Source organism: Paracoccus pacificus, assembly GCF_042680785.1.
Taxonomy (GTDB): Bacteria; Pseudomonadota; Alphaproteobacteria; order Rhodobacterales; family Rhodobacteraceae; genus Paracoccus; species Paracoccus pacificus.
The window spans coordinates 134855-146952 of sequence record NZ_JBHUEN010000020.1; the positions used below are offsets into that span (position 1 = coordinate 134855).

The 12098-nt window shown below is 67.3% G+C and carries 8 protein-coding genes; 7 read left to right on the forward strand and 1 reads right to left on the reverse strand.

Going from position 1 to position 12098, the window contains the following annotated elements; genetic code table 11:
- Positions 1-59: 59 nt before the first annotated feature.
- Together otnK and mprF are read left to right on the forward strand one after the other, a co-directional pair.
- Positions 60-1346, forward strand: a complete 1287-nt coding sequence (gene otnK / locus ACFSCT_RS07825) for a 3-oxo-tetronate kinase (RefSeq protein ID WP_379141628.1) — start codon at positions 60-62, stop codon at positions 1344-1346.
- Between the two features lie 246 nt (positions 1347-1592).
- Entirely contained in the window at positions 1593-4250 is a 2658-nt protein-coding gene (mprF, locus tag ACFSCT_RS07830) for a bifunctional lysylphosphatidylglycerol flippase/synthetase MprF (RefSeq protein ID WP_379141629.1), read from the forward strand.
- Between the two features lie 162 nt (positions 4251-4412).
- On the opposite strand, the gene ACFSCT_RS07835 is transcribed toward mprF, so the two are convergent.
- Positions 4413-5312, reverse strand: coding sequence for a LysR family transcriptional regulator (locus ACFSCT_RS07835; RefSeq protein WP_379141631.1), 900 nt, complete (start codon positions 5310-5312; stop codon positions 4413-4415).
- A 92-nt stretch (positions 5313-5404) separates the two neighbouring features.
- Between ACFSCT_RS07835 and ACFSCT_RS07840 the strand changes: the two genes are divergently transcribed.
- From ACFSCT_RS07840 to ACFSCT_RS07860, 5 genes are all read left to right on the forward strand, one after another.
- Positions 5405-6856: an aldehyde dehydrogenase family protein gene (locus ACFSCT_RS07840; RefSeq protein ID WP_379141633.1), complete on the forward strand. Its 1452-nt coding sequence runs from the start codon at positions 5405-5407 to the stop codon at positions 6854-6856.
- A 44-nt stretch (positions 6857-6900) separates the two neighbouring features.
- Complete coding sequence (locus ACFSCT_RS07845) at positions 6901-7914, forward strand: membrane dipeptidase (protein WP_379141726.1); 1014 nt, start codon at positions 6901-6903, stop codon at positions 7912-7914.
- An 86-nt stretch (positions 7915-8000) separates the two neighbouring features.
- Entirely contained in the window at positions 8001-9557 is a 1557-nt protein-coding gene (locus ACFSCT_RS07850) for a BCCT family transporter (RefSeq protein ID WP_379141635.1), read from the forward strand.
- 60 nt (positions 9558-9617) lie between these two features.
- Complete coding sequence (locus ACFSCT_RS07855; RefSeq protein WP_379141637.1) at positions 9618-11315, forward strand: hypothetical protein; 1698 nt, start codon at positions 9618-9620, stop codon at positions 11313-11315.
- Positions 11312-12088 (forward strand): DUF3726 domain-containing protein, encoded by a 777-nt coding sequence (locus ACFSCT_RS07860; RefSeq protein WP_379141639.1) that lies wholly within the window; start codon positions 11312-11314, stop codon positions 12086-12088. Before ACFSCT_RS07855 ends, ACFSCT_RS07860 begins: the two co-directional genes overlap by 4 nt.
- Positions 12089-12098 lie beyond the last annotated feature (10 nt).

Here is a 12098-nt window from a genome sequence, read left to right on the forward strand (position 1 = left end):
CGCGGCATCTGCCCAGTTTGGTCACCGCATGGCCAATCGCAAAGAACGGAGACCACACAGTGCTATTAGGCGTGATTGCAGATGATTTCACCGGCGCCGGCGACATCGCCAATACTTTGGCCAAGGGTTCGCCGGGCGGTGATGGCGGCCTGAAGGTCATGCAATATATGGGCGTCCCCTCGGGCAGCGCCGACCCGGAGATCGAAGCCGGCGTCATCTCGCTGAAAACCCGGACCATTCCGGCGGCCGAGGCGGTCACGACCTCGCTTGCGGCGCTGTCATGGTTGCTGGCGCAGGGCTGCCGGCAGATCATTTTCAAATATTGCTCGACCTTCGATTCGACGCCCGAGGGCAATATCGGCCCGGTCGCCGAAGCCTTGGCGGATGTGCTGAACGTGCGCGGCGTCATCGCCTGCCCCGCTTTTCCGACCATGGGCCGCACCGTGCATCAGGGCCATCTGTTCGTCGGCGACCGGCTGCTGAGCGAAAGCGGGATGCGCAACCATCCGCTGACGCCGATGACCGACCCGGACCTGCGCCGCTGGCTGGGCCGGCAAAGCCGTGATCCGGTCGGGCTGGTCGCCACCGGCACAGTGCGCAAGGGCCCCGATGCGGTGCGCGCGGCGCTGAACGCGGCCGCCGAGCGGGGCGAGACGCTGGTGATCGCGGACGCGGCCACCGATGACGATCTGATCACGCTGGGCCAGGCCGCCGCCGATGCCCGGCTGATCACCGGCGGTTCGGGCATCGCCATCGGGCTGGCGGCGAATTTCATCGCGCGCGGGTTGGCAAGCGGCTCGGCCCCCGGGACGGGCGCCGTCTCTGGTCCCGGCGTGGTGCTTGCCGGAAGCTGCTCGGGCGCGACGCTGGGTCAGGTCGAGCGGCATGCGGCTGACCACCCGTCGATGGCGGTCTCGCCCGAGGATGTCATGTCCGGCAGCGTGGGCGTCGACGACATCATGGCGTTTTTCCGCGCCAATGCCGGGAACGCGCCGCTGGTCTATTCCTCGGGCTCGCCGGAAGAGGTGACCGCCGCCCAGAACCGCTTCGGCCGCGAAAAGCTGTCGAACCGGCTCGAATCGCTGTTCGCCGACGCCGCGCGCGCCGCGGCGGATGCCGGTTTCAGCCGCATCGTCGTCGCGGGGGGCGAGACCTCGGGCGCGGTCGCGTTGCGCCTTGGCGCCGGGCCGTTGCGGATCGGGGCCGAGATCGACACCGGCGTGCCGATCCTTTACGGGACCGAACGGCCGGTGGCGCTTGCCCTGAAATCCGGCAATTTCGGCGGACCCGATTTCTTCGTCAAGGCGTTGAAGGCGCTGGCCGGCGGGGCCGAAAGCGCCGGCTGATCGGCGCCAACAGGCGATCCACCGCCGACGCGCCCCATCAGACCCGCCCCGTCAGACCGGCCCCGGGGCGCCCGGGCTGGTCCCCCACCTAGGCCCGGAGGGCGCGACGACATAAGATGGCACGCGCAACGGCGCTTGCCTTGACGCGCGATACTCCGCAGATAGTTAGCCACCAGATACGGGATTCCAGACGGAAAATTCCAGACGGGGGCCAACCCCGCACAGCCGCACGCAGAAGGTTCATTTGTGACACCGCCACGCCGAGATCCCACAGCCGCCCCGCCCGGTGGCGCGACCGCCAGACTGCGGGTGCTGTTGCCCTATCTTCTGGTGCTGCTGCTGTTCGTGCTGGGCATCTTCGCGCTCTATCGTCTGCTGGCACCGATAGACATTCAGACCGTGGCCGCCCAGATCAGGGCGACGCCGTGGCATATCGTGCTGCTGGCGCTGATGTCGACCTTCGCGGGCTATCTGTGCCTTGCCGGCTATGACTGGTCGGCGCTGCGCCATCTGGGCAAAAAGCTGCCGTGGCCGGTCATTCTCAGCGGCGGTTTTCTGGCATATGCCTTCGGCAACACCATCGGGCTGTCGGCGATATCGGGCGGCGCCGTCCGCTGGAGGCTGTATTCGGGGCTGGGCCTTGACGGCTATGACATCGCCGCCGTGTCGACCTTTACCGCGATCAGCTTTGGCGTGGCGACCACGCTTCTGGGCCTGGGCGCGCTGGCCGTCCATCCGTCGGCGCTGTCCTCGGTCGTGCCGCTGGCGCCGGAAACCCTGCGGCTGTTGGCGCTTGCGGCGATCGTGGCGGTGCTGGCGCCGCTGATCTGGGCCTCGGTCACCCGCCGGCGGCTGCGGATCGGACGCTTCAATCTGGCGGCGCCGAAACCCGGCATACTGGCGGCGCAACTGCTGATCAGTCTGGGCGACATCACCTTTTCGGCGCTGACCCTGTATCTGTTCCTGCCGGGTAACGGCCCCGATTTCCTGACCTTCGTCGCGGTTTTCGCCGCCGCCACCATGGCCGGGGTCATCAGCCATGTGCCCGGCGGCATCGGGGTATTCGAGACCATCATCATCGCCGCCCTGCCCGCCGTCGGCGGCGTCCATGAGTTCGCTGCCGCGCTGCTTTTGTACCGGCTGGTCTATTTTCTGGTGCCCTTCGCGCTGGCGCTGATCGCGCTGTCGCTGTTCGAGGCATGGCGCATCTTCGGGCGCAAGACCCGCAGCCCGCGTCTGGACCGGATCTTCGCGGCGGTCGAGCCCGCATTTCGCGCCATCCAGCCCGCCGCGCCGCTGCTTTTGGCGGTCATGGTCTTCGGCTCGGGGCTGTGGATGTCGATCTCGGCCCTGCTGCCCCCGGTCAGCGATGCCGCCGAAGCGGCCGAGGCGTTCTTTCCGCTGGCCTTCATCGAGGGCTCGGCGCTGCTGGCAAGCGCCCTTGGGGCCCTCTTGATCGTGGTGTCGCTGGGGCTGGTGCGGCGCAGCCTTGGCGCATTCTGGGTCACCATCGGCGCCATGCTGGCCGGCGCCGTGGTCGCGGTTCTGCAGCAGACCGAGCTTTCGCAGGCCGCGACCCTGTTTCTGGGGGTCGCGATCCTGCTGCCGTTTCACGGCGCATTCCACCGGCGGTCTATGCTGACCCATTCGCCGATCACCCCCGGCTGGATGGCGGTCCTGCTGGCGGCGATCCTCAGCGTCGGCTTCGTGCTGTTCTTCGCCCATAAAAGCACGCCTTACGGTCAGGAATTGTGGTGGCAGTTCGCGACCGACGCCAATGCCCCCCGGGCGCTGCGCTCGGGTCTGCTGATCAGCCTTGTGGTGGGGGCGGGATCGCTGTTCCTGCTGTTGCGCGCGCCGCGTTTCCGCCCCGAGATACCCGACCAGCGCACGCTTGCGACCGCGCGGGCGATCGTCGGGTCAAGCGCCGATCCCGACGCCGGCTTCGCGCTGACCGGCGACAAGGCCATCATGCTGTCCGACAATGAGCGCGCCTTCGTCATGTTCGCGACCTCGGGCACGTCCTGGCTGTCCTATGGCGGTCCGGTGGGCGAGGCCGCGGCGGCCGAGGATGTCGCCTTCACCTTCGTCGACACCGCCCGTCGGGCCGGCGTCCGCCCGGTTTTCTACGAGATCGGGCCCGCGGCCGTGCCCCTGATGCTGGAACTTGGCATGGGGCTGCACAAGATGGGGGAAAAGGCCGTCGTCAATCTGGAACGGTTCTCGCTTGACGGGCCCGACCGCAAGAAGCTGCGCACCACCCATGCCCGCGCCGGCCGCGACGGGCTGACGCTGGAACTGGTGATGCCGCCGCATGATCCGGCGTTGCTGCGGCAATTGCGCGAGATCTCGGACGGCTGGCTTGCGGCGAAAAAGGCGCGCGAAAAGGGGTTTTCGGTCGGCCGTTTCGATCCCGACTGGCTGAACCTGTGGCCGCTGGCGCTGGTCCGGCACAACGGCGATCTGGTCGCCTTCGCCAATATCCTGACCGCCGGCACCGGCGGGCGCTGCGCCGTCGACCTGATGCGTCAGTCCGACCATGCCCCGGGCGGCACGATGGAATATCTGTTCACCGAGCTTCTGCTGCAACTCAAGGCGCGCGGTTACTCGCACATGTCGCTGGGCATGGCGCCGCTGTCGGGGCTGTCGCCCGATCGCAGCGGCCGGATCTGGGACCGTTTCGGCAGCATCATCTATCGCCACGGCGGCGCGTTCTATAATTTTTCCGGGCTCCGCGCGTTCAAATCGAAATTCGACCCGGATTGGGTGCCGCATTATCTGGCCACGCCTTCCGGCCTGCCGCCGCTGTTGCCGCTGGCCGAGGCCGCGCGGCTGATCGCGCGCAGCCCGGACCATCGTTTGTCGCTGTTGCAGAACAAGCCCGCAGGCGACGATACGGTATAGGCCCGGCGCGCCATCCGGGCGGCACGCGCGCCCGTCGTCAGCGGCTGTTCCGCCGGATCACCGACGCCCCGCACCAGCCGACGCGCGCCATGCGTCCGCACGCGTCGGCAACACAAAGCCACGCAGCCGTGGCCGCGATTGCGCTCACGCCATCGGCGCGGATCAGGTCGGCGGCGGAACGTCGGGCGCATGCGTTCCCATCGCGGCCAGCGCATCCCAGAACTCTTGCGCGGCGGGGCTTGGCCGGCGGTCGGGGTTCCTGATCATCCGCAATTCCCGAATGGCGACCGGGTCGCTGGCGACGGCGACGCCCAGCCGGTCCGACATATGGGCGATCGCGCTTTCGGGCAGGACCGTCGCGCCCAGCCCGTCGCGCACAAAGGACAGAAGCGCCGTGGTATTGCGCGCCTCGAGATTGCTTTTCTCCTGCAACCCGGCCAGCCAGTCGCTGTCGACCAGCCGGCACAGCGGATTGACGATCAGCGGCTCCAGCCCCAGCAGCCGCCAGCTTGCTTCCGCCCCGGATGCCAGCGCATGCCCGATCGGGCCGTTCAGGCGATGCACGATGCCCAGCCGGTCGCGCAGGATCGTAACGCCCTCGCCCGGGTCGTCGGCGCCGGCGCTGACGATGCCGATATCGGCCTCATCCAGCCGGATGCGGCGGCGGACCGAGGCGCTGTCCACGTCGCTGATCTCCAGCCGCACCTCGGGGCGGATACTGCGGAATGCCGCGATGGCGCCGGGCAAAAGCGTGATCGTCACCGACGGGACGGCGGCAACCCGCACGATCCCGGCGATGGAGTTGGTCAGCCGCCGGATCGTCTCGCTGCTGCTGCTGAACACGTCGGTGGCGCGGACGGCCTCGGTCAGAACGCCCTCGCCCAGCTTGGTCAGCCGGTTCTTGCGGTCGGTCTCGAACAGCGGCGCGCCGATGTTTTCCTCAAGCTGGGCCAGCATCATCGACACCGCCGAAGGTGTCCGGCCCAGCGCCGCCGACGCCCCGGCAAGCGAGCCATGCTCGGCCACCGTGCGAAACACGCGCAGCATTTCCAGTTTGATCATGATTTCAATTTTCCTGAAATATTCTTCAGAACTTCCAGATTGCCTGAATGTTTGCCGATGGTCTAGCTGTTTCCAAACGGAAGGACTGCGCGATGCCACATTCAAACGGGATCTATGTTGCGGGCCGCTGGCAGGCCGGCGCCGGGACGATCGAGAACCTGAACCCCTCGGATCTTTCTGACGTGATCGGCGCCTACGCCCAGGCCGGCGCCGATCAGCTTGACGAGGCGCTCGAGGCCGCGCGGCGCGCGCAACCGGTCTGGTGGGCGGCGGGCATCCAGAAACGCCATGACGTGCTGATGGCCATCGGAACCGAGCTGATGGCTCGGGCCGAAGAAATCGGCCGTCTTGTATCGCGTGAGGAAGGCAAGCCGCTGGCCGAGGGCAAGGGCGAGGTTTACCGCGCCGGGCAGTTCTTTACCTATTACGCCGCCGAGGCGCTGCGCAATCAGGGTGATCTGGCCGAAAGCGTGCGGCCGGGGATCGAAATCGACGTGCGCCGCGAACCCGTCGGCACCGTCGCCATCATCTCGCCGTGGAATTTTCCCGTGGCCACCCCGGCATGGAAAATCGCCCCGGCGCTGGCCTATGGCAATGCGGTGGTGTGGAAGCCCGCGAACCTGACCCCGGCAAGCGCGGTCGCCCTGACCGAGATCATCGCCCGGCAGGATATTCCGCCGGGGCTGTTCAATCTGGTGACCGGGCCGGGCCGCGCGGTCGGTCAGCGGCTGGTCGACAGCCCGCTGATCGACGCGATCAGCTTCACCGGCTCGGTCGCGGTGGGACGCGGCATCGCGGCCAGCGCCATCGCCAACATGACCAAGATCCAGATGGAAATGGGCTCGAAAAACCCGATGCTGATCATGGATGACGCCGATCTGGATCTGGCCGTCACCCATGCCGCCGGCGCGGCCTTTGGCGGCACCGGGCAGAAATGCACCGCCGCCTCGCGCCTGATTGTGCATGAGGCGATCCACGACGCTTTCGTCGAGAAACTGGTCAAGGCGGCGCAGGCGCTGCGGGTCGGCAATGCGCTGGACGAGGCCACGCAGATCGGCCCGGTCGTGTCCGACGATCAATTGCGCCAGAACCTCGATTACATCAGCCTCGGCATATCCGAGGGCGCCGAACTGCTGTGCGGCGGCGACCGGCTGGAGCGTCCGACCGACGGCTATTTCATGGCCCCCGCGGTGTTCGGTGGCACCCGCAACGACATGCGCATCAACCGCGAAGAGATGTTCGCCCCGATCACCAGCATCATCCGCGCCGGCAGCTATGCCGAGGCGCTGGCCATCGCCAATGACAGCGCCTTCGGGCTGACGGCGGGGATCATGACCCGGTCGCTGGCGCGGGCGGCGCATTTCCGCGCCAATATGCGGGCGGGCTGCGTGATGGTGAACCTGCCGACCGCCGGCACCGACTATCACGTGCCTTTCGGCGGGCGCGGCGCCTCGTCCTACGGTCCGCGCGAACAGGGCCGTTACGCGGCCGAATTCTACACCACCGTCAAGACCGCCTATGTCGCGGCGGGCGTGCCCGAATGAGCCGCGGAATGAGCGCCGGGACAAGCGCCGCGATGGACAACGCGATGAACCCGCTGATCGACGGGCTGCAATATGCCAACTGGTCCGAAAAGATCTTTCGTCAGATGCGCGAAGGCGGTGTCGATGCGGTCCATGTGACCATCGCCTATCACGAGACCTTTCGCGAGACGGTGCTGAACATCGAACGCTGGAACCGCTGGTTCGAGCAGTTCCCGGACCTGATCTTTCAGGGCCGCAGCGGCGATGACGTAACGCTGGCCCGCGAGACCGGGCGGACCGCGATATTCTTCGGCTCGCAGAATCCGTCCTGCATCGAGGACGACATCGGTCTGGTGCAGGTTCTGCACACGCTGGGCCTGCGGTTCATGCAACTGACCTATAACAACCAGTCGCTGCTGGCCTCGGGCTGTTACGAGGCCGAGGATACCGGCCTGACCCGCATGGGCCGCGAGGTGGTGGCCGAGATGAACCGGGTCGGCATGGTCGTGGACATGAGCCACTCGGGCGAACGCTCGACCCTTGACGCCATCGCCCATTCGACCCGGCCCATCGCCATCACCCACGCGAACCCCGCCACCTGGCACAAGGCGCTGCGCAACAAATCCGACCGGGTTCTGCGCGCGCTGGGGCAAAGCGGCGGCATGCTGGGGTTTTCGGTCTATCCCCATCACCTGAAAGGCGGCAGCGCCTGCGGCTTGCAGGAATTCTGCGACATGATCGCGCGCACCGCCGATCTGATGGGCGTCGATCATCTGGGCATCGGCACCGATCTTTGTCAGGACCAGCCGGACAGCATCGTCGAATGGATGCGTGTCGGGCGCTGGACCAAGCGCATCGACTATGGCGAGGGCAGCGCCGATGCGCCGGGCTTTCCGCCGATGCCCGCGTGGTTCGCCGACAATCGCGATTTCGGCCGCATTCAGGACGGTCTGCGCCGGACCGGCATGTCGTCGTCCGACGTGGCCGCCGTCATGGGGGGAAACTGGCGGCGCTTTTTCGGGACCAGCTTCGGGCCGGCCGCCGGCACCCGTCCGGACCTGAGCCGCGCCGCAGAATAAAGGCTGAGTAAAAGCCGAATAAAGACCGAACAAAGGCTGCATAAAGGCTGCGACAGCAGCCGCAATGATCTGGGATGGAGGAGATCATGACGGATTCGACCCAAGAGCGTGGCGCCCGCCGCGAGGGCTGGCTTGACCGCGTAGACAAACCGCTTTTCGCGATAACCGGCGGCTTTATCCTGCTGTTCTGCGCGCTTGCGCTGATCAGCGCCGACACGCTGAACGCCGTCGTCGACTGGGGGTTCAACTTTGCCGCCACCTATTTCGGCCTGTATTGGCAGGTCCTGCTGCTGGCCACTTTTCTGATGAGTCTGGTGATCTGCTTTCTGCCCGGCAGCCGCACCGTGATGGGCGGGCTTGCGCGGCCCGAGTTCAACCGGTTCCAATGGGCGTCGATGATCATGTGCACGCTGCTGGCCGGTGGCGGGGTGTTCTGGGCGGCGGGCGAACCCATCGCGCATTACCTGTCGACCCCGCCCCTGTTCGGCGATCAGGGCGCCGACGCCGGTGCCCGGGCCCAGATCGCGCTGGCGCAATCCTATCTGCATTGGGGCTTTCTGGCCTGGGCGATCCTTGGTTCGCTGACCACGATCATGCTGATGTATTATCACTATGAAAAGGGGCTGCCGCTGGCGCCGCGCACGCTGCTTTATCCGGTCTTCGGCGACCGTGCGATCCATGGCCCGATCGGGCTGATCGCCGATGCCTCGTGCATCATCGCGGTGGTCGCGGGCACGGTGGGGCCGATCGGCTTTCTGGGCTTGCAGATGTCCTATGGCCTGAACGCGCTGTTCGGCATCCCCGACAGTTTCGCGACACAGGCCGTCATCATCATGGCGCTGGCCGCGGTCTATACGCTCTCGGCGATCTCGGGGCTGGAAAAAGGCATTCAGTTCCTGTCGCAGGCCAACATCGTTCTGGCCTTCGTCCTGCTGGCCTTCATGCTTATGGCCGGGTCGGCGGCGCTGGTCTTTACCAGTTTTTTCGACAGCTTCGGTCTGTACCTGAAGAATTTCTTTTCGATGGCGATGTACCGGGGCGAGGCCGGCATCTTCGGACCGCCGGGCTGGCTGAGCTGGTGGACGGTGTTCTTCTGGGGCTGGTTTCTTGGCTATGGCCCGCTGATGGCGATCTTCGTGGCCCGGGTCAGCCGGGGCCGGTCGATCCGCTCGATCATCATCCTGCTGTCGATCGTCGCCCCGATCCTGACCAATTTCTGGTTCACCATCATCGGCGGCACCGGCATCGGGCTGGAACAGGCGAACCCCGGCGTCATCGCGACCGCGTTCGAGGGCTTCAACCTGCCCGCAGCGCTTCTGGCCATCACCCAGGCCATGCCGATGGGCTTCATCCTTTCGGTGCTGTTTCTGATCCTGACCATGATTTTCGTGGCCACCACCAGCGACTCGATGAGCTTTGTCATCGCCACCGCGATGTCCGACGACAATCCTTCGACGCCGCTGCGGGCGTTCTGGGGGCTGGCGATGGGGGTAATGGCGCTTATCCTGATCTCGACCGGTGCGGGCGGAATCGGCAAGCTGCAAAGTTTCATCGTGGTGACGGCGGTGCCGGTCTCGCTGGTGCTGCTGCCCTCGCTTTGGGACGCGCTGCGCATCACGCTGATGCTGGGCCGGCAAAAGTAACCGGGTCGCGGGCGGTCGATACCACCGCCCGCGGCCGTTCCGAACCGAAGGGGGAAAGGCATGCGACAGGCAAGCGACGATGAAACCGGCTTTGACACCGCCGCCCCCGCCGGCGGCATCGGACCGCGACCGGCCGCGACCGTCATGCGGCTGGCGCGGATGGGTTCGGCGCATCCGACCCGGCTGTCCTTTCTGCGGGTCATGCTGCGCCGGATGCGGGCCGAGCACTGGCGCTTTGACCGGCCGCTGTGGCAGATCGACGCGAACGGCGTCGGCCGCGCCGTCTATCGCGCCATCGGGCCGCAGCGCATCTATAGCCTTGTCGCCTTCGCCCATGACCTGCCGGACGAGATGCGCTCGGACCGGGTCATCGCCACCGCCTGGGACGCGACCTTCGCGCTGTTCGACGGCGATCCCTCGCCCGCCGATCTGACCCGTCTGGCCGGTAACGTCCCGCTGCAAGAGGCCGGCCGGATCACCCCGCGAGAGCTGTCGCTCAGCCGCGCCAACCGCTCGGTCAGGCTGTTCGCCCATGTGGTCGAACGTCTTGCGGCGGGGCGGCAGCCCGATCCGGCCGAGGTCGAAGCGGTGGGTTATCTGATGCGCACCACCGCCGTCTATGGTTCGGGGAAATTCGGCGCCGCAGACCACCGCGCCATTGCCGACCGGCCCGAATTCGCAGCACCTTTTCAGGCCGAGATGCTTTCGGTCTGGCTGATCCGGCAGTTCACCACCGATATGGTCGAACATCTGGCGGCCGCGCGGGGCGGCGCGGCGGCGGTGCGGTTGGACCCGGCCATCAAGCGCCGTCTGGGCGTCGGCAATTCGACCGGGCTCGGCATGGCGCCCTTTGTGGTCCGCCATCCGGTCCTGCTGAACAACTGGATGGCCGCGCGGGAAACCGCGCTGGCGCGGGTCCGCAATCTGACCCACGCGACCCCCATGGCCACGGCCGCGCTGCATGCGGCCCATGGCGCGGCCCTCGCGAATGCCGCGGACTGGCGGTCGGACCATCCGGTTCAGACCGAACGGCTGCGGGACCTGCGTCGCGACCTTGACCTGATCGGCGCGCGGCTGGTCGATTTTCCCGGACCCGCGCCCCTGCCCTGGGACACGCTTTGGCGCTGGGGCGAGACGCATCTTGGCCTTGAGGGGCAAGAGGCGTTGCTGGCGCTGATGCTGGAACCTCACGGCGCGCTGATCGACGACCTTTCCGCCCGGATGAGCGCCGATGAGGCCGCGCATTTCCGGCTGGATGGCGGCATGCCGGTCGGACGGCTGCGCGACATCCTGCGGGACCGCTATGACTGGGCGCTGGCGATGGATTTTTCCGCGCCGGACGCACAGGCCCGGTTCTGGTACGTGTCCGAGGAAAAGCTCGAGCCGCGTCTGGGCGATCGCCGCCGCGACGCCGGCGTCGCGCTTGAACAGCCGCTCTGCATCGCCCGCATGGTCCGGGAACTCGCCGATGCGCTGGCCGGGGTCGGCGACGAGATCCCGATCGCGCGGTTCCTGCTGCGCCACCCCGAACATCGCCTGATGGTCCGCCGCGCCCAGATCGCCGCGACCCACCCCTATGCCGAGATCCGCGACAACCTGATCGGACAGGACATGCTGCCCATCGACATGATGCGCTGCAAACTCGCGTTCTTCGGCGCCAGTCACTTTGACCCGCGATCCGACAAATGGGTGCGCATCAACCTGTTTCAGAACGCGCCCTATCCGCTGGACCCCGCATTCGGGGACGACCGGCCATGATCCACGACATCGCACAGGCCAGCGATCCGACCCCGTCCGGCACCCCGATGCCCGCAGCCGGCACCGATTTCATCACCCTGTCGCGTGGCGAGGTCGAGGCGCTTTGCGCCAAGGCGGCGCGCGGCGCGGGGATGAGCTGGGGGATGGCCGACGAGGCGGGCTTCGCCGCCGCGTGGCTGGCCGCGCGCGGGTTCGACGCGGCCGCCGTCCTGCTTGCGCATCTTGAGGCCACGCAGGGCAAACCGTGGTCGCGGATCTGCCCGGTCGTGCGTCCGGGCGCGTGGCGCGCCGCGAATGGCGATCCGCTGTGCCCCATCGCCCTGGGGGCGACACTGTGTGATTTTGCCGCCGACGCCGCCACCGACACCGACGCCGACGCCGAGGGTCTTTGCCCGTCCCGGTCGCTGACAGCCGGTCCGGTCAGCCGCCCGCTTCTGGTCCTGCCGTTTCTGGCCGACATCGCCCGGCGGCTGAACCGCCGGATCCGTCTGGGGTGGAGCGGTGCCGCCGTTCACATCGGGCCCGGTGGAGCCCTTGCGGGCGATCTGTCCGGCCTCGCCCTGCTTCCACGGGCCACGGTGCTTCTGGTCGTGTCGCCGCAGGACGATCCCGGTCACGGCGCTGCCGCGCCTTTGCCCGCCACGCCCGAAGCGCGGCCAAAGACGTCGCGCGAAACCATGGCCCGGCTGAACGCGCTGGCGATGAAAACCACCGTCCCCCCGTCCGACAACTCGCGCGCCGATGCCGGCGCCGGAACCACCGACAACGACTGAAAACCCCTTC